General features: G+C 57.9%; 16 protein-coding genes and 4 tRNA genes. 15 read left to right on the forward strand and 5 right to left on the reverse strand.

Translation table 11 applies throughout. The features are described from left to right. The 6 genes from gmk to G113_RS07460 form a co-directional block, all read left to right on the forward strand. Positions 1-465: guanylate kinase (gene gmk / locus G113_RS07435; protein ID WP_005897930.1), on the forward strand; the 465-nt coding region annotated here is incomplete at its 5' end. 77 nt (positions 466-542) lie between these two features. Next, complete coding sequence (gene rpoZ, locus G113_RS07440) at positions 543-818, forward strand: DNA-directed RNA polymerase subunit omega (RefSeq protein WP_005307060.1); 276 nt, start codon at positions 543-545, stop codon at positions 816-818. Between the two features lie 131 nt (positions 819-949). Next, a complete protein-coding gene (spoT, locus tag G113_RS07445) occupies positions 950-3,067 on the forward strand; it encodes a bifunctional GTP diphosphokinase/guanosine-3',5'-bis pyrophosphate 3'-pyrophosphohydrolase (RefSeq protein ID WP_005897951.1) in 2,118 nt (705 codons plus the stop codon). Between the two features lie 131 nt (positions 3,068-3,198). Next, entirely contained in the window at positions 3,199-3,945 is a 747-nt protein-coding gene (gene trmH / locus G113_RS07450; RefSeq protein ID WP_005897954.1) for a tRNA (guanosine(18)-2'-O)-methyltransferase TrmH, read from the forward strand. Further along, on the forward strand, positions 3,935-4,975 hold the full coding sequence (locus G113_RS07455; RefSeq protein ID WP_005897955.1) for an alpha/beta fold hydrolase: 1,041 nt from the start codon (positions 3,935-3,937) through the stop codon (positions 4,973-4,975). The genes trmH and G113_RS07455 overlap by 11 nt, the downstream gene beginning before the upstream one ends. A gap of 139 nt (positions 4,976-5,114) precedes the next feature. Beyond that, positions 5,115-5,915, forward strand: coding sequence for a Cof-type HAD-IIB family hydrolase (locus G113_RS07460; protein ID WP_005897957.1), 801 nt, complete (start codon positions 5,115-5,117; stop codon positions 5,913-5,915). 169 nt (positions 5,916-6,084) lie between these two features. Here the strand turns inward: G113_RS07460 and G113_RS07465 are convergent. The 4 genes from G113_RS07465 to G113_RS07480 form a co-directional block, all read right to left on the reverse strand. After that, positions 6,085-6,161, reverse strand: a tRNA-Pro gene (locus tag G113_RS07465). A 58-nt stretch (positions 6,162-6,219) separates the two neighbouring features. Beyond that, positions 6,220-6,304 (reverse strand) — tRNA-Leu (locus tag G113_RS07470). A gap of 33 nt (positions 6,305-6,337) precedes the next feature. Next, positions 6,338-6,413 (reverse strand) — tRNA-His (locus G113_RS07475). Between the two features lie 49 nt (positions 6,414-6,462). Beyond that, positions 6,463-6,539: transfer RNA gene (locus G113_RS07480), tRNA-Arg, on the reverse strand. A gap of 235 nt (positions 6,540-6,774) precedes the next feature. Between G113_RS07480 and G113_RS07485 the strand changes: the two genes are divergently transcribed. From G113_RS07485 to G113_RS07495, 3 genes are read left to right on the forward strand one after another with little or no spacing between them, the layout of a single operon-like run. Next, positions 6,775-7,338, forward strand: a complete 564-nt coding sequence (locus G113_RS07485) for a TetR/AcrR family transcriptional regulator (protein WP_005897959.1) — start codon at positions 6,775-6,777, stop codon at positions 7,336-7,338. Between the two features lie 25 nt (positions 7,339-7,363). Beyond that, on the forward strand, positions 7,364-8,470 hold the full coding sequence (locus tag G113_RS07490) for an efflux RND transporter periplasmic adaptor subunit (protein ID WP_005897962.1): 1,107 nt from the start codon (positions 7,364-7,366) through the stop codon (positions 8,468-8,470). A gap of 15 nt (positions 8,471-8,485) precedes the next feature. After that, on the forward strand, positions 8,486-11,566 hold the full coding sequence (locus tag G113_RS07495) for a multidrug efflux RND transporter permease subunit (RefSeq protein ID WP_005897964.1): 3,081 nt from the start codon (positions 8,486-8,488) through the stop codon (positions 11,564-11,566). Positions 11,567-11,739: 173 nt separating this feature from the next. Here G113_RS07495 and G113_RS07500 read toward each other — a convergent pair whose 3' ends face one another. Next, positions 11,740-12,744: a substrate-binding domain-containing protein gene (locus G113_RS07500; RefSeq protein ID WP_005897967.1), complete on the reverse strand. Its 1,005-nt coding sequence runs from the start codon at positions 12,742-12,744 to the stop codon at positions 11,740-11,742. Between the two features lie 421 nt (positions 12,745-13,165). Here G113_RS07500 and G113_RS07505 point away from each other — a divergent pair, with 421 nt between their 5' ends. The 6 genes from G113_RS07505 to G113_RS07530 all read left to right on the forward strand — a co-directional run bounded on the left by G113_RS07505 (position 13,166) and on the right by G113_RS07530 (position 18,915). Then, on the forward strand, positions 13,166-14,284 hold the full coding sequence (locus G113_RS07505) for a branched-chain amino acid ABC transporter substrate-binding protein (protein ID WP_005897969.1): 1,119 nt from the start codon (positions 13,166-13,168) through the stop codon (positions 14,282-14,284). Positions 14,285-14,353: 69 nt separating this feature from the next. Then, positions 14,354-15,280, forward strand: coding sequence for a high-affinity branched-chain amino acid ABC transporter permease LivH (gene livH / locus G113_RS07510; RefSeq protein ID WP_005897971.1), 927 nt, complete (start codon positions 14,354-14,356; stop codon positions 15,278-15,280). Continuing rightward, entirely contained in the window at positions 15,280-16,536 is a 1,257-nt protein-coding gene (locus tag G113_RS07515; RefSeq protein ID WP_005897973.1) for a high-affinity branched-chain amino acid ABC transporter permease LivM, read from the forward strand. Before livH ends, G113_RS07515 begins: the two co-directional genes overlap by 1 nt. Further along, the gene (livG, locus tag G113_RS07520) at positions 16,533-17,300 is read left to right on the forward strand and encodes a high-affinity branched-chain amino acid ABC transporter ATP-binding protein LivG (protein ID WP_005897975.1); all 768 of its coding nucleotides are present in this window, start codon (positions 16,533-16,535) and stop codon (positions 17,298-17,300) included. Before G113_RS07515 ends, livG begins: the two co-directional genes overlap by 4 nt. A gap of 10 nt (positions 17,301-17,310) precedes the next feature. After that, a complete protein-coding gene (locus G113_RS07525; RefSeq protein ID WP_005897977.1) occupies positions 17,311-18,012 on the forward strand; it encodes an ABC transporter ATP-binding protein in 702 nt (233 codons plus the stop codon). A 60-nt stretch (positions 18,013-18,072) separates the two neighbouring features. Then, positions 18,073-18,915: an AraC family transcriptional regulator gene (locus G113_RS07530; protein ID WP_005897980.1), complete on the forward strand. Its 843-nt coding sequence runs from the start codon at positions 18,073-18,075 to the stop codon at positions 18,913-18,915. Positions 18,916-18,929 lie beyond the last annotated feature (14 nt).

The raw sequence follows: 18,929 nt of genomic DNA on the forward strand, positions 1-18,929 counted from the left end.
CACTACCATTTCGTGCCGGTCGACGAGTTCAAGGCGCTGATCGCCCGCGGCGACTTCCTGGAGTGGGCCGAGGTGTTCGGCAACTACTATGGCACCTCAAGAGAAGCCATTGAGGCCTGCCTGGCCCAGGGAATCGATGTCTTCCTCGATATCGACTGGCAGGGGGCCCGCCAGATCCGCGAGCAGATGGAAACGCAGTCCATCTTCATACTGCCGCCGAGCCGTCCCGAGCTGGAGCGTCGCCTGATTGGTCGCGGTCAGGACAGCGAAGAGGTGATCCGTGGCCGCATGGCGAAAGCCATTGCCGAAATGGTGCACTACGATGAGTATGACTATGTCATCATCAACGAAGAGTTTGAGGTGGCGCTGTGCCAACTCAAGGCCATCATAGAGAGTCAACGGTTGAAGATGTGTCGCCAACAGCAGGCGCAGCAAAACTTGCTGCAACAGCTACTGGCGGAATAAGCTAAAACCAAGTACACTTTTGCGTCATTTTTAAACACCGTCTTTTAAACACTAAAAGTCTAAACACTGGAGTCTGCATGGCACGCGTTACTGTAGAAGATGCTGTAAAACAGGTAGGTAACCGTTTTGACCTGGTACTGGTCGCCGCGCGCCGCGCCCGTCAGATCGCGGTTCAAGGTAAAGACCCCCTGGTTGACGAAGAGAACGACAAACCGACCGTGATCGCCCTGCGCGAGATCGAACTGGGTCTGGTGAACAACCAAGTGATGGACACTCAGGACCGTTACGAGCAGCAAGAACAGGAAGCTGCCGAGCTGGCTGCCGTTGCTGCCATCGCCGAAGGGCGCGGTTAAGTCCTCCGAGTCGGCACCCGCCCGGGTGCCGACTGTCTTCTTCCCCCATTTACAACCGCTCGAAAACCTCGCAAACTCAGGGCTATACCCTCAATACCACGGATTGCTGAATTACCGCAGCGGGGCATGTCTTGTATCTATTTGAAAATCTTAAAGAAGTAGCCAGTTCCTATCTGCCATCCGAGCAGGTTGAGAAACTCAAGCAAGCCTATGTGGTAGCCCGTGACGCTCACCAGGGTCAGATGCGATCCAGTGGTGAACCCTATATTACCCACCCGGTGGCAGTTGCCCGCATCCTGGGCGACATGCGTCTGGACCACGAGACCCTGATGGCAGCCGTGCTGCACGATGTCATCGAGGACACCCCGGTCACCAAGGCAGAACTGGCGGAGCTGTTCGGTGATGCCGTGGCCGAGCTGGTTGCCGGCGTCTCCAAGCTCGACAAACTGAAGTTTCGCGATCGCAAGGAAGCTCAGGTTGAAAACTTCCGCAAGATGATGATGGCCATGACCCAGGACATCAGAGTCATCCTGATCAAGCTCGCCGATCGCACCCACAACATGCGAACCCTGGGCTCTCTACGCCCGGACAAGCGTCGCCGCATCGCCCGCGAAACCCTGGAGATCTTTGCCCCCATCGCCAACCGGCTCGGTATTCACACCATGAAGAACGAGCTGGAAGAGCTCGGCTTCGAGGCGCTCTATCCCATGCGCTCCCGGGTACTGCGCGAATCAGTGCGTCGCGCCCGTGGCAATCGCCGGGAGATCATCGACTCCATCCAGAGTGAAATCCAGGGTCGGTTGCAGGAGTCCGGCATCGAGGCGCAGATCAGCGGCCGCGAGAAGAACATGTTCTCCATCTATAACAAGATGGAGAAAAAAGAGCTGCAATTTCATGAGGTAATGGATATCTATGCCTTTCGCGTCAAGGTGAAGGACATAGACACCTGTTACCGGGTGCTCGGGCAGATGCACAACCTCTACAAGCCCCGCCCCGGCCGCTTCAAAGATTACATCGCCATCCCCAAGACCAACGGCTATCAATCCCTGCACACCTCCCTGGTGGGGCCCCATGGCGTGCCGGTCGAGGTGCAGATCCGTACCGAGTACATGGATCAGATGGCCGACAAGGGGGTTGCCGCCCACTGGGCATACAAGCAAGATGGCGACAGTTCGGGCACCACGGCCCAGATCCGTGCCCAGCGCTGGATGCAGAGCCTGCTCGAACTGCAACAGAGCGCCGGCAGCTCGTTCGAATTCATCGAGGGGGTCAAAACCGATCTCTTCCCAGACGAGATCTATGTGTTCACCCCTGAGGGCCGCATCATGGAGCTGCCCACCGGCGCGACACCGGTCGATTTTGCCTACACAGTCCACACCGACATCGGCCATGCCTGTGTCGGCGCCAGGGTCGACCGCCACCCCTACCCGCTGAGCAGCCAGCTTCAGTCCGGTCAGACGGTGGAAATCATCACGGCGCCCGGTGCGCGCCCCAATGCCGCCTGGCTCAACTTCGTGGTGACCACCAAGGCACGCTCCAAGATCCGGCAGTTCCTCAAGAACCTGCGCACCGAAGAGTCAGTGGTACTCGGTCGCCGCCTGCTCAACCATGCCCTGGGTGCCAAGAATATCGAAGACATTGCCGAGAGCCGCATCAAGCAGGTGCTGACCGATACCAAGCATGAAAACCTGCAGGGTCTGCTGGCAGATATTGGTCTGGGCAACGCCATGAGCGTCATGGTCGCCCGCCGCATGCAGGATGAGGGTCTGTCTCAGGGTGATCAACCCAAGAACAGCAGCAAGAAGATGCCGATCAGGGGTGCCGATGGCATGCTGGTCACCTTCGCCAATTGCTGCCGCCCCATTCCGGGAGATGCCATCATCGCCCATATCAGCCCGGGCAAGGGACTGGTCATCCACCAGGAGTCCTGCCGCAACATCAAGGGTTACAGTCGCGAGCCGGACAAGTACCTGCCGGTGCAGTGGGAAGTGGATACAGAGCAGGAACAAGAGTTCAAGACCGGTATTCACATCGAGATAGTCAACCACCAGGGTGCCCTGGCCGAGTTGGCCAACGTGATTGCAGCCACCGGTGCCAACATTCACGCCATCAGCACCGAAGAGAAGGATGGACGCGTCTATCTGGTCACGCTGCTGATCACCACCAAGGGCCGCATTCATCTTGCCAACATCATGCGCAAGATCCGCGTCATGCCCAACGTGCTCCGAGTTGGCCGACAGAAGAACTGATACTACAGGCGGCGCAAGCCGCCTGATGCTTTCATTGAGGCGCCAAGGCCCGCTCATGCACGAGCGAGCGCCCGGGCCCTTCGCCCGTGCCAAATAGCGGCACAGGCACCACAGACTTGATAGAGACAGCCATGACCCCCGAACGTTACCAACGTATCTCCAACATGCTGGCCATGCGCCAGCTCGACCTGACCGTCTGTCTGGAAGAGGTCCACAAGCCTCACAACCTGGCCGCCATAGTACGTACCGCCGATGCAGTGGGGATCCACAGGGTTCACGCGGTCTGGCCGAAGAACAGCATTCACAAGCGTAAAGGCACAGCCCGCGGCAGCCAGAACTGGGTCGATATCTCGCTCCATGGTGATATCCAGAGCGCCATCACCGACCTCAAGGCCTCCGGCATGCAGATCCTGGCCACCCACCTAGGGGAACAGTCGGTGGATTTTCGCGAGATTGATTACACCAAGCCCACCGCCATCCTGCTCGGCCAGGAGAAGTTCGGCATCACTCCGGAGGCGCTGGCCCTGGCCGATCACCATATCGTCATCCCCATGGTCGGCATGGTGCAATCCCTCAATGTCTCGGTCGCCGCGGCCGCCATCTTGTATGAGGCCCAGCGCCAACGTGAGCTGGCCGGTTGCTATCAACGCGGCTGTCCCCTCGAAGCCGAGGAGCAAAACGCCATCTTGTTCGAGGGGGGCTACCCCATCTATGCCCAACTCTGTAAAGAAAAAGAGATGCCCTACCCGCAGCTGGGCTCCCAAGGCGAGATCCTGGCCGATGACACCTGGTGGCAGCGCATGCAACTGACCCGCAAAGGCTGGGCTGCGCAACAAGACGAATCTCTGGATATGGAGCATCCATCCAATGAAATTTAGCTGCCTGCCCCTGCTGGCCCTGACCCTGCTATCCGCCGGAGCCCTAGCCGTGAACAATCCCTATCAGCTCACTACAGAAAGTGAGGTTCCCGCTCTCCATCAACAGATACTCCCCGAATTCTGGCGCGACCACGCCCACGAGGGGGAGTTTCAGGGTAAGGCCGAGGTTCCCATCCGCTACGCCGTGTTACGCAATCCAGACAGCGATCGCGCCATCATGATCGTCAACGGCCGGGTAGAGACCTACCTCAAATACCAGGAGCTGGCCCGGGATCTATGGCGCCAGGGCTATAGTCTCTATCTCATCGATCACCGCGGTCAGGGACTCTCCGGTCGCCTGCTGGCGGACAGAGAGAAGGGCTATGTGGCCGACTTCGAAGACTATGTCACCGATCTCAAACAGTTCCACGATCAGGTCGTCATGAACGACAAGCCCGCCAAGCTGTTCCTGCTGGCCCACTCCATGGGCGGCGCCATCTCGGCTCGCTATCTGGAACGCTGGCCGGATGACATCGAGGCAGCGGTGCTCTCTTCTCCCATGATGGGTATCAACCTCGGCGGCCTGCCTCACTGGCTCGCCAAGGGGCTCGCCGCCACGATAGGCACCGTCGGAGGCTGGTTTGGGGAGCCGCCCTATGGTCCCGGGCAGGGACGTTATCAGGATCAGGGCTTTGCGGACAACGAGCTGACCCACAGCGAAGTGCGCTATGCCGCCTTCCGCCAGCAATATGAACAAACACCCCAGGTCAAGCTGGGCGGCGCCACCGCCCACTGGATTTATCAGGGCATGGTAGGTGGCGAACGCGCGATCCAGGAGGCTGACAAGATCAAGACACCGCTGCTGCTGCTGCAAGCGGGCGCCGACACAGTGGTCAACAACCAGGCCCAGCTCGATTTCTGCCAGCGCGCCCCCTGCGAGGGAGGCAAGCCCCTGCGTATCGAGGGTGCCTGGCACGAGCTGTTCATCGAGAGCGATGACAAACGCCTGCCCGCCCTCACCGCCATTCTCGACTTCTTTGGCCGCTATTGAACCCGGATCTGTCGCCACTGGTGGCGACAGATCTCACAAAACACTTAAAATCTGCTTATTTTTTGTAACCCTAAATAAATGGGGCCAGTGGGATGGCTGGGGTAAACTGCCCCGGCATTCATGTGAAACCGAGGTAACGATGTTCAAGGTAGTTGTATCCGATCTCGACGGTACCCTGCTCAACCAGCAGCACCAGATCTCCCCCCGCACCCGCGACACTCTGCACCGCCTGGTGGCCCAGGGCATCAAATTCGTGGTCGCCACCGGCCGCCATCACGTGGATGTGCGCTCCATTCGCGACGCCTTGGGATTGGACATCTATCTCATCACCTCCAATGGCGCCATGGTGCACGACAAGCAGGATCGGCTGGTGTTCAACCAGTCCCTGCCAAGCGAAGTGGCCGCCGAGCTGATCGCTCTGCCCCGGGATCCCAGCATTCATCTCAACATCTACCAGGGGGATGAGTGGCTGGTGGAAGAGGAGCTGCCCTGGTTGCTCAACTTCCACGATGAGTCCGGTTTCAGCTATCGACTGGCCGATCTTCAGAACTGTTCGAAGGAGCAGATCAGCAAGGTGTTCTACATAGGGGAGCACGAGAAACTGCTGAGCATAGAGGCCGAGCTCAATGCCCAGTATGGTGACCGCCTCAATGTCACCTTCTCCCTGCCGGATTGCCTCGAGGTAATGCACGCCGGGGTCCATAAGGGCAATGCTGTACAGGCGGTACTGGCCCAGCATGGGCTGGATATGTCCCAGGCGGTGGCTTTTGGCGATGGTATGAACGACTTCGAGATGTTGGACATGGTTGGGCGCGGCGTGGTGATGGACAATGCCCATGACCGCCTCAAGCTGGCGCTGCCCCAGCACGATCGCACCCTGAGTTCCGATGAGGATGGGGTGGCCGTCTACCTGGAGCAACTGTTCTCGCTGTCCGCCTGAACCAGCCGGTCATAAAAAAACCGCCCGACTCAGTCGGGGCGTTTTTGTATCTGATGTCAGGAAGAAACCTGTGCTCGCCTGCTGATAGCAATGTTTGCCTTGAGCGGGATGCCCGAGCCACAATATCCTGAATGCAAAAAACCCCGCCGAAGCGGGGTTTTTCTAAAGATGGTCGGTGATAAAGGATTCGAACCTTTGACCCTCTGGTCCCAAACCAGATGCGCTACCGGGCTGCGCTAATCACCGAGATATTTTTTATAACAGCAAAAAACAACTTTCGGTCATCTCATGCTTACAGTCAGTATGGTGCGAAGAGAGGGACTCGAACCCTCACACCCTAAGGCACTAACACCTGAAGCTAGCGCGTCTACCAATTCCGCCACCTTCGCATACCTAACAAACTGTCACTGCGTCAGCTTAAATGGGGTGGCTGATGGGGCTCGAACCCACGACAACCGGAATCACAATCCGGGACTCTACCAACTGAGCTACAGCCACCACAGCTGTTTTTGTTCCACAACACGCCCGCTAATCAGCGCACGTTTGATGGTGCGCCCGACAGGATTCGAACCTGTGACCTCTGCCTCCGGAGGGCAGCGCTCTATCCAGCTGAGCTACGGGCGCCACGCTGTCGAACGGGGCGGATTATTCACTACCAGAGTCGGCTTGTCCACTCTTTTTTCATTCCATTGATTCAACCGCTGTTTTTTCAAGCACTTGACTGCATTTTCAACAACTAATCGGCTATTAAGCCAGGTTCGACACCCAGCGCCCCTGTTTCTACAGCTTAGGTGTCCTTGACTTGCCTCCATATGCCCCTAAAATGAATGAACGTTCATTCAGTGATACCGCAAGGACCATGAATAAGAAAGAGCGCATTTTCGATGCGGCACACGATATTCTCGCCGAGCAGGGCTTTCATGGACTCTCTATTGCCATGGTCGCCAAGCAAGCTAAGGTGGCAACTGGAACTATTTATCGTTACTTTAGCGATAAGGAAGATCTGATCCGCCAACTTTATCGGCACACCATCATGACGTGCCGCGAGCAGATAATGAATGACGTGAATATAGAAGAGACATCTTTCGAGCAATACCGGCAGTTGTGGCTCAATATTCATCACATTTTTACTTCCGATCCGAATGCCGTCATCTGCAAGCTGCAGTATGAGTGCTCACCCTTGGCCTCGGAACTGGAACGCGATCCTGTCATCATGGCGCTATGGGATCCATTTGATCGGTTTTTTGAGCGAGGTCGTATAGCAGGGCTGTTTATCGACCTACCGCTGAGAGTACTGCAATCCCTCAGTCTGGACAGTGCGGCCCTCTTGCTACAACAATGCAGGGGGCATCAATTGACCCTGACTGATGCACAGCAGGAAACTGTGATACGCGCCAGCTGGCAAGCCATATTACAACCCTAAAATTTCTCTAATCAGGAATCTGTTCATGAAAAAGTGGATGGCCATCATGTTGCTGATTGCGCTGGCCTTATTTGGCAGCGTTATCGGTTTCAATATGTTCAAGCAGAAGAAGATCGCCGAGTTCATGGCCAACAGGCCCGAGCCAGAATTCCCGGTCACCGCCATGGTCATCAAGTCCCAGGATTGGACCCCGACCATCGAAGCGATCGGCTTCGTCGAACCGAACCAGGGTGTCACGTTGTCGACCGAACTGGCGGGCACTATCGATCAGATAGCCTTCGAGTCAGGCATGGACGTCAAGGCCGACCGACTGCTGATCAGTCTGGACTCCAGCGTCGAGAAGGCCAATCTGCGCTCTTCCACCGCCAGACTGCCTGCCGCCCGAGCCAAGTTCGAGCGCTACAAGAACCTCTATACGAAGAACTCCATCTCCCGTGACCAGCTCGATGATGCTGAAGCCAGCTATCGCTCCCTGGAGGCCGACATAGAGAGCCTGAAGGCGACCATAGCCCGTCGGGAAGTACGAGCGCCTTTCGCGGGCGTAGTGGGTCTGCGCAATGTCTTCCTCGGCCAATACATGGAGCCGGGTACCGAGATAGTGCGTCTGGAAGATATCAGCGTGATGCGTTTGCGCTTTACCGTACCCCAGACCGATATCAGCAAGATATCCCTGGGTCAGACCATCAAGATCAGCGTGGATGCATACCCGCAAACCGAGTTCAGCGGCAAGATCAGCGCCATCGAACCGGCCGTCAACTATCAGAGCGGTTTGATCCAGGTGCAGGCTGACATCCCCAACAATGGCGGCAAATTGCGCTCCGGCATGTTTGCCCGCGCCAGCATTGTTCTACCCACCATCAAAGACCAGGTCGTGCTGCCACAAAATGCCATTACCTTCACCCTCTATGGCGAGAACGTCTACGTCATCCAGGAGAAGGACGGCGTCAAGCGTGTCACTCAACATGTAATCAAGGTTGGCGAGCGCCGCGGCAATGATGCCCACATCCTGAGCGGTATCAAAGCCGGTGATGAGGTAGTGCTGTCCGGACAGGTGCGATTGAGTAACGACACCAAGGTCAAAGTTGAGAAAAACGATGCCCTGGCTGTCCCGGCACAAGCCCCGATGCTGTAAGCGCGGAGATCTGTAATGCGATTTACTGACATATTCATAAAGCGGCCTGTGCTGGCAATCTCGATCAGTTTTCTGATCGCCTTGCTTGGCTTCCAGGCCATCTTCAAGATGCAGGTGCGCGAATATCCCGAGGTGATCAATACCGTCATCACGGTCAACACCAGCTACTACGGCGCCAGCTCGGATCTGATCCAGGGGTTCATTACCCAACCCCTGGAACAGGCGATAGCCCAGGCCGACAACATCGACTTCATGACCTCGTCCAGTCAGCTGGGTAGCTCGACCGTGACGGCATTCATGAAGTTGAATACCGATCCGAACGCCGCGCTGTCAGACATTCTTGCCAAGGTGAACTCGGTACGTTCCCAGTTGCCCAAAGAGTCGGAAGACCCTTCGGTCACCTCTTCCACCGGTTCCACCACCGCGGTGCTCTATCTGGGTGTCACCAGTCCAGAGCTGAACTCGAGTCAGATCACCGACTACCTGGAACGGGTCGTCAAGCCCCAGCTGTTTACTGTGGGCGGCGTCTCCAAGGTTGATCTCTACGGCGGGACCGAGTTTGCCCTGCGCGTCTGGCTGGATCCGGCCAAGATGGCCGCCTTCGATCTGACCGCCAGTGACGTGATGACGGTGCTTAACAGCAACAACTATCAGTCGGCAACCGGCCAGTCCACCGGCTACTTCATGTTGTTCAACGGTGATGCCAAGACACAGGTCACCAATACCGCCGAACTGGAACGACTGGTTGTATCGACCCGGGAAGGCAAGGTGATCCGTCTGTCCGACATCGCCAAAGTCAGCCTGGAGAAGAGCCACGACATCTATCGCGCCACCGCCAATGGCCGCGAAGCCGTGGTCATGGCAGTCAACGCCTCGCCGACTGCCAACCCGATCAACATAGCCCACGACGTGTTGGAGATGCTGCCAAGCCTCAAGCGCAACATGCCGAGTACCATGGAGCTGAACATCCTCTATGACTCGACCGTGGCCATCAATGAATCGATCCACGAGGTTATCAAGACCATCATCGAGGCTGCGGCCATCGTACTGGTGGTGATCACCCTGTTCCTGGGCTCGTTTCGCGCCGTTATCATCCCCATCATCACCATCCCCTTGAGTCTCATCGGGGTCGTGATGGTGATGGACATCTTCGGCTTCTCCATCAATCTCATGACGTTGCTGGCCATGGTGCTCGCCATCGGTCTGGTTGTGGATGACGCCATCGTCGTGCTGGAGAACGTGGACAGGCACATCAAGGAGGGGGAGGAACCCTTCCGGGCCGCCATCATAGGTACCCGGGAGATAGCCGTCCCCGTCATCGCCATGACCCTGACTCTGGCAGCCGTGTACGCCCCTATCGCACTGATGGGTGGCATCACCGGCTCGCTATTCAAGGAATTTGCGCTGACCCTGGCGGGAGCCGTGTTCGTGTCAGGCATCATCGCCCTGACCCTCTCCCCCATGATGTGTTCCGTGATGCTCAAGGCCAATGCCAAGCCGAGCAAGTTCGAAAGCACTGTGCATCACCTGCTCGAACGCATGACGGATCGCTATGACCGCATGCTGCACGCCGTGATGCAAAAGCGCATCGTGGTCATCATCTTCGCGGTCATCGTCTTTGGCAGTCTGCCGCTGCTGTTCAAGTTCATCCCGAGCGAACTGGCGCCATCCGAAGATAAAGGCGTCATGGCGGTGCTGGGCACGGCGCCCTCGAACGCCAATCTGGACTACATCGAATCCACCATGAAGGATGTGAACAAGATCCTGGACGACCAGCCAGAGATCGCCTACTCACAAGTCTTCTCCGGTGTATTCAATGCCAATCAGGCGTTCGGTATCGCCTCTCTGAAGCCTTGGAGCGAGCGGGAGGCTAGCCAGAAGGAGGTGCTGGATCGCGTCGGCCTGCAAGTCAAAGACATCCCCGGCATGTCCATCACCACCTTCCAGTTCCCCGAACTGCCAGGTGCATCCAGCGGCTTGCCGATCCAGTTCGTCATCACCACACCAAACAGCTTCGAGAGCCTGTTTATCGTGGCGAGCGAGGTGCTGAGCGCAGCCCAGGCCAGTGGCCAGTTTGTCTACTCGGATCTCGATCTGAACTATGACTCTGCCACCATGAAGATCAACATCGACAAGGACAAGGCCGGTGCCTACGGCATCACCATGCAGGACATAGGTGTCACCATGGGCACCATGATGGCGGATGGCTACGTCAACCGTATCGACCTGGATGGCCGCTCCTATGAGGTGATCCCGCAGGTGGAACGTAAGTACCGCCTCAATCCCGAGTCAATGAAAGGCTACTATGTTCGCGCCGCCGATGGTCGCTCCGTGCCCCTTGGCAGCCTGATCACCATAGATGTAGTCGGTGAGCCGCGCGCCCTGCCCCACTTCAACCAGCTCAACTCGGCGACCATAGGTGCAGTGCCTACCCCGGGTGTTGCCATGGGTGATGCGATCGGCTGGTTAGAAACGGAAGCGGCTGCCACCCTGCCCCAGGGTTATCGTTACGATTTCATGGGCGAGGCTCGTCAGTTTGTCACCGAAGGCAATGCGCTCTATGCCACCTTCGCTCTGGCACTGGCCATCATCTTCCTGGTGCTGGCCATCCAGTTCGAATCCGTCCGTGACCCCCTGGTGATCATGGTGTCGGTCCCATTGGCTATCAGTGGCGCCTTGATCGCGCTGGCCTGGGGTCTGGCAACCATGAACATCTACTCCCAGGTGGGATTGATCACCTTGGTGGGCCTGATCACCAAGCACGGCATCCTTATCTGTGAGGTGGCCAAAGAGGAACAGCTGCTGCACGGCAAGAACCGGATGGAAGCTGTGATGCAGGCGGCCAAGGTGCGACTGCGCCCCATACTGATGACCACGGCGGCCATGATAGCCGGCCTTATTCCGCTGCTGTACGCAGCGGGGGCTGGCGCCGCCCAGCGCTTCAGTATCGGTATCGTCATCGTTGCCGGTCTGGCCATAGGTACCCTGTTTACGCTGTTCGTACTGCCGGTTATCTACACCTTCCTGGCGTCCAAACATGAGCCGCTCAAGGAGTTCGACGAGTCGATTCCTCCCAAGGCGATGGGTGGTCACTGATCCCATGCTCCATATAAAAAAGGCCCCGCGAGGGGCCTTTTTTCTGGGCGGGGATTGAGCCTTCAATGCAGAGTCCTCAACAATAAGCGCAGCTCGGGGTCATCCCCGATCATCACCCATAAAAACGGCCACCCGCTGGGGTGGCCGTTTCTGGATGAGCAAAGCGGATGCATTTAGCGCAAGGATTTGACCGAGCGGCGCACTATCAGCTCGGGCTGCACCGTCATGGACTCGACTTCCAGCTCCTTGTTGCGGATCCGGCTCACCAGTTGTTGCACCGCCAGCAGGCCCAGTTCGGCCTTGGGGTGGCGAATAGTGGTGAGCGGCGGGCTGGAGAAACGCGCCATCTCCACATCGTCATAGCCGATGACGGAGATATCGTCCGGTACCTTGACCCCGGCCTCCCAGGCCGCGCAAATGGCGCCTATCGCCATGGGATCGTCGAAGGCAAAGACCGCGGTCGGACGCGGCTCGAGCGCCAGGATATGCAGCATCTGGTCGAAGCCGCTCTGACTCTCGTAGTCCCCCTCGAAGATCTGTTCATCCTGCAAGGTGAGACCCTGCTCGGCCAGGGCATCGCGCACCCCATCCAGTCGCTGCTGGGTGGTTGGCTTGTCGAGCTGACCCGTGATGCAGGCGATATTGCGATGGCCCTGCTCCAGCAGATGGCCGACCGCCATGCGGGCACCGATGCGCGCGTTGTCATTGATGACGTTGGCAAAATCGCACTCGGTTCCCCAATCCAGCACCACCTGGGGCACTGACTTGTGGATACGCAGCATGTCGCGCAGCGGCGTGTCTATATCGGTGCCCAGTACCAGCAGGCCATCGACCCGCTTCTCCATCAGCATCCGCAGATAGTGTTGCTGACGAGGTGGCTGGTTTTCGGTATTGCACAAGATCAAGCTGTAGCCCTGCTCGAAGCAGTAAGCCTCCACCCCGCGAACCACCTCCGCGAAGAAGGGGTTGGCACTGGTGGTGACCAGCATGCCTATGGTCTTGGTCGAATTTATCTTGAGGCTGCGCGCCACCGAATTGGGTGCGTAGTTGAGTTCTGCCACCGCCTCAAGCACGTTTTGGGTTGCTTCTTCGCTGACCCGACGGGTGTGATTGAGTACATGTGAGACGGTGGAGATGGATACGCCTGCGCGCGCGGCGACATCTTTAATAGTGGCCATCTCTGTCTCCTGAATATCAAAAGCGGAACCTTAGCAGATTTCCCGAATAAAGGCTTGAAATTAACGGGAACTGTCAGGCGATTGCAGATGCTGGCTAATCTAGGTGCTGCCCTGAGTTTGCGCAAACAGATTTTGAACGAAATGGGAGCCTCATCAGAGTAAAAACTCGTCAGGTTTTTCCGCTATCAAATCAACACGCCCCAAATGTTAACCTTATGTTACTTATAAAAAACAGCATTAAACACCAAGCAAATGTCTATACATAGTCGTAAGCTTCATTCAACCCCCACCCAGTGCTCCTTACGCCATATCTTTAACAGCTTGTTATTACTGGGGCAGGAATGATAGAACCTTAGCTATTGCCGGATAAGCGGGAAGTCTGTCCGGTGTGAAACAATCCACTGATTAAAGGGACGAATCTATGAATAACTGGAGCAAGGTTGCAGTCAGGGCAGCGGTTTCTATGGCGCTGTTTGGTTCTGTTTCCATGGCCTATGCCACCGACACCATCAAGATCGGTATTGCAGGCCCGGTCACCGGCCCGGTCGCTCAATATGGCGACATGCAATTCACCGGCGGCAAGATGGCCGTCGAGATGATCAACAAGGCTGGCGGCATCAAGGGCAAGCAGATCGAGGCCGTCATCTATGATGATGCCTGCGATCCCAAGCAAGCAGTCGCGGTCGCCAACAAGGTGATCAACGACGGTGTCAAATTCGTGGTTGGCCACCTCTGCTCCGATAACACCCTGCCCGCCTCCGACATCTATGAAGACGAAGGCGTGCTGATGATCACCCCCGCCTCCACCAACCCCAAGATCACCGAGCGTGGCTACCAGATGGTGCTGCGGACCATAGGTCTGGATAGCGATCAGGGCCCGACTGCCGCCAAGTACATCATTGACGTGGTCAAACCCCAGCGTGTCGCCGTCATCCATGACAAGAAGCAATATGGTGAAGGCATCGCCTCCAGCGTGAAAGCCACATTGGACAAGGCTGGCGTCAAAGTCGTTGCCTTCGAAGGTATCACCGCCGGTGACAAGGACTTCTCCGCCCTGATCGCCAAGCTGCAGAAAGAGAACGTCGATTTCGTCTACTACGGCGGCTACCACCCGGAATTGGGTCTGATCCTGCGTCAGGCAAATGAGAAAGGCTTCAAGGCCAAGTTCATGGGTCCGGAAGGGGTAGGTAACAAGGATATCTCCGCCATCGGCGGTAAGGGCTCCGAAGGTCTGCTGGTCACCCTGCCGAACAAGTATGACCTAGTGCCGGCCAACGCCCCGATCGTCGCAGCCTTCAAGGCCAAGGGTCAGGACTCCTCAGGCCCCTTCGTCTGGACCACCTATGCGGCAGTCCAGACCCTGGCTGCCGGTATAGCGAAAGCCGGTGAAGACCCGGTTGCCGTGGAAAAGGCTATCAAGAGCAGCACCATAGACACCGTCATGGGCCCCCTCACCTGGGCACCGAATGGCGACCTGAAAGGCTTCGAGTTCGGCATGTTTGAGTGGCACGCCGACGGCACCTCTACTCAACTCAAATAATAAATCTGCCGGAGGGGGTGAGCATGCTCACCCCCTCACGTCTTTGCGGGCAAGTACAGGGAACGCAGTATGTCCGAACATATTCTTTATTTGGTTCAGCAATTGCTGAACGGATTAACCATAGGCAGTACCTATGCGTTGATCGCCATCGGCTACACCATGGTCTATGGCATTATTGGCATGATCAACTTCGCCCACGGCGAGGTTTACATGATTGGCTCCTATGTTGCCTTCATGGTCATGGCCGCCCTCATGATGATGGGTATAGACACCACAGCCATACTGCTTGGTTCTGCCTTTCTCATCAGTATCATAGTGACCGGCACCTATGGCTGGACCATAGAGCGGGTCGCCTACCGCCCCTTGCGCGGCGGCAACCGCCTGATCCCCCTCATCTCCGCCATCGGCATGTCGATCTTCTTGCAGAACATGATGCGCATGGCACAAGGATCCCGGGACATCGCCATGCCGACCCTGATCAGTGGCGGCTGGAACTTTGGCGCTGAGGATGGCTTCCAGGCCAGCCTCTCCTACATGCAGCTCATCATCTTCGTGGTGACCTTCATCACCATGCTGGCGCTGACCCAGTTCATCAACCGCTCCCGCATGGGCCGCGCCTGCCGCGCCTGCTCGGAAGACATCAAGATGGCGAACCTGCTGGGCATAGACACCCATGTAGTCATCTCCATCACCTTCGTGCTGGGGGCCACCTTGGCCGCTGTGGCCGGTGTGCTGCTTGGTATGTATTACGGTGTGATCAACCCCTACCTCGGCTTTATGGCCGGGCTGAAGGCGTTTACGGCGGCTGTTTTGGGCGGTATCGGCAGCATTCCGGGCGCCGTGATCGGCGGCCTGCTGCTGGGGGTGGTCGAAGCGCTCACCGCCGGCTACCTCAGCACCGAGTACAAGGATGTCATGGCCTTCGCCCTGCTCATCCTGGTACTGCTCTTTATGCCCACCGGCATCCTGGGTCGCCCGGAGGTCGAGAAAGTATGATGAAACGTCAACTCATTCACGCCTGCGTCGCCAGCCTGGTGCTGATGCTGCTCTCTTTCTGGCTGCTCGGCTTCAAGCTCGAAACAGACGGCACTCGCTTGCTGGTCATCAGCCGGCTCGATGTCTCCCTGGTCTGGTTGCTGGGTGGGGCAGCTCTGGTGTTCTTTTTCCAGCTGCTACGCAGCCAGATCCTGGGGCTGTTCAAGGGGTCCACCAGCGGTGTCTCCAAGCTGGTACTGCCCAGTCCGGAGCAGGCGCCACGCCTCTACAACACAGCGGCGCTCATCGCCCTGCTGCTGGCGGTAAGCTGGCCCTTCATGGCCTCCCGTGGTGCCGTGGATCTCGCCACCCTCACCCTGATTTACGTGATGCTGGGTCTGGGTCTGAACGTGGTGGTCGGTCTGGCGGGTCTGCTCGATCTGGGCTATGTCGGCTTCTACGCGGTCGGTGCCTACAGCTATGCCCTGCTCAACACCTACTTCGGGCTCAGCTTCTGGGAGTGCCTGCCCATCGCGGGGGGCATGGCCGCCCTGTTCGGCTTCCTGCTCGGCTTCCCCGTGCTGCGGCTGAGGGGGGACTATCTGGCCATCGTCACTCTGGGGTTTGGCGAGATCATCCGTATCCTGCTCAACAACCTCACCTCCCTCACCGGTGGCCCGAACGGGATATCCGGCATTCCCAAACCCACCCTGGGTGGCCTGGAATTCAACCGCACCGTCAAGGATGGCGGCTTCGGCACCTTCCACGACTTTTTTGGCATCACCTATAACGCCAACCACAAGGTGATCTTCGTCTATCTGATGGCCTTGTTGCTGGTCATCGCCACTCTGTTCGTCATCAACCGTCTGCTGCGTATGCCACTCGGCCGCGCCTGGGAGGCACTGCGCGAAGATGAGATCGCCTGTAAATCTCTGGGGCTCAATCCCACCATCATCAAGCTGACCGCCTTCACCATTGGTGCCGCCTTCGCGGGTTTTGCTGGCAGTTTCTTCGCCGCGCGCCAGGGCTTCATCAGCCCTGAATCCTTCGTGTTCATCGAGTCGGCCATCGTGCTGGCGATCGTGGTGCTGGGTGGCATGGGCTCTCAGATTGGCGTGGTGCTGGCCGCCATTGTCATGACGGTACTGCCCGAGCTGGCTCGCGAGTTCAACGAATACCGCATGCTGATGTTCGGCCTGCTGATGGTCTTTATGATGATCTGGCGTCCTCAGGGTCTGCTGCCCATGACCCGCCCCCATCTGGAGCTGCAAAAATGAATCAGAAGTTATTAGAAGTCTCTGATCTGTCGATGCGTTTTGGTGGTCTGCTGGCCGTCAACGGCGTAAAGCTTGATGTCGACCAGGGTGAGGTCATCTCCATCATTGGTCCCAACGGGGCCGGAAAGACCACCATTTTCAACTGTCTGACCGGTTTCTACCGGCCAAGCGGCGGCACCATCCGCTACCGTGGCGAGGAGATCCAGGGACTACCCGGCCACCTCATCGCTCGCAAGGGGGTGGTGCGCACCTTCCAGCATGTGCGGCTGTTCAAGGACATGACGGCAGTAGAGAACCTGCTGGTCGCCCAGCATCGTCACCTCAACACCGGTTTTATCTCCGGCCTGTTCAAGACCCCGGCTTTTCGCCGCGCCGAACAAGAGGGCCTGGATCAGTCCGCCTTCTGGCTGGAAAAAGTGGGCCTCAAGGACCTTGCCAACCGCCCCGCAGGCAACCTGGCCTATGGCCAGCAGCGCCGCCTGGAGATTGCCCGTTGCATGGCCACCAAGCCAGCGCTGCTGATGCTCGACGAGCCGGCAGCCGGCCTCAACCCCCATGAGACCGACGAGCTCAACGAGCTGATCGTCGGGTTGCGCGACGAGTTCGGTGTCTCGGTGCTGCTGATAGAGCATGACATGAAGCTGGTGATGGATATCTCCAATCGCATCTTCGTGGTCAACCAGGGCACGCCGCTGGCTCAGGGTAAACCGGAGGAAATTCGTAACAATCCGGCAGTGATCAAGGCCTATCTGGGCGAGTCGTAAGGAAAACAAGATGTTAGAACTTCGCAACGTATCGACCCATTACGGCAAGATCCAGGCCCTGCACGACGTCAGTGTCGAGGTAAAAGAGGGAGAAATAGTCACCCTGATCGGTGCCAACGGCGCCGGTAAAACCACGCTGCTGATGACCCTCTGTGGCGAACCCAAACCCAGCAGCGGCAGCATCTGGTTCGAGGGAGAAGAGATAACCCCCCTCACCACGGCTCGCATCATGCGCAAGGACATTGCCGTGGTGCCTGAGGGGCGACGCATCTTCGCCCGATTGACGGTGGAGGAGAACCTGCGCATGGGCGCCTTCTTCGTCGACAAGCATGAGCAGGAGGATTTGCTGCAACAAGTGTTCGCCATGTTCCCCCGCCTGCACGAGCGGCTGGAGCAACGGGCGGGCACCATGTCCGGGGGCGAGCAGCAGATGCTGGCCATAGGTCGCGCCCTGATGAGCAAGCCGCGCCTGCTGCTGCTCGACGAGCCCTCCCTCGGCTTGGCCCCCATCATCATCCAGCAGATCTTTGACACCATTTTGCAACTGAGGGAGAAGGGTATGACCATCTTCCTGGTTGAGCAGAATGCCAACCAGGCACTCAAGCTGGCAGACAGAGGTTATGTGCTCGAGAACGGTCGCGTGGTATTGCAGGACTCGGGAGCAGCCCTGCTCTCCAATCCGGCGGTGCGCCAAGCCTATCTGGGCGGCTGACATGGCTCCTATACCGGTTCCATTGCAGCAAGGATCCAGATATCGCTCGGTGGTGAGGTCGTGAGGCAACCCAGGGTCACCCCGGACAATCACAAGTTCTGGCGTGACCCTGAACTGCCTTTTATCGAGGCACGCTCGGTGCAGGATGGCCGGCGCGTCTGCTACGACAAACACAGTCACCCCCACTTCTCCATCGGTGCCATCACCGGCGGCCACAGCAGCTATCTCAATCAGCGCAGCTGGCAAAGTGTTGGCACCGGCAGTCTGGTGCTGATGAACCCGGAAGAGGTGCATGCCTGCAACCCCATCTCGGATCAGCCCTGGTCCTATCTGATGTTCTATCTCGACCTCGACTGGCTGGGTTGCCAGCAACAAGAAGCGGGTCTTGGCAACGAATTTCGCCCCTTCGACATGACTGCCAGTCGGGATCCCTTGCTCCACTCTCTCTTGCGGCAGCTCTATCGCACCCTGGTCGATAACAGCCAGGATGCCCTGGCCAGGCAGGTGGCCTGTCACACCTTCGGCCACCAGCTACTCCAGCGCCTGACTCCGGCTCACTGGGATGACAACCCTCCCCCACGCCTGCAACGGGCCGCCGAGCTGATGCAAGACGAATACGCCAATGCGCTCAGCTTGCAACAGCTCAGCGCCATGGCCGAACTCAGCCCTTCCCACTTCGTGCGAGCCTTCAATCGTCATTACGGCATGACCCCCCACGCCTACCTGCTCAACCAGCGTATTCGCCGTGCCCGCATCCTGTTGCAGCGGGGGCAATCCCTGGCCGACGTCGCCCTCGCGAGCGGCTTCGCCGATCAGGCCCACTTCCAACGCCAGTTCAAGCGCCTGGTCGCCGCCACCCCAGGCCAGTACCGGGCCCAGATGGCGGATGTCCACGGCGCCTAGTCGTGGAAAACAGC

This window comes from Aeromonas molluscorum 848 (assembly GCF_000388115.1).
Classification (GTDB): domain Bacteria; phylum Pseudomonadota; class Gammaproteobacteria; order Enterobacterales; family Aeromonadaceae; genus Aeromonas; species Aeromonas molluscorum.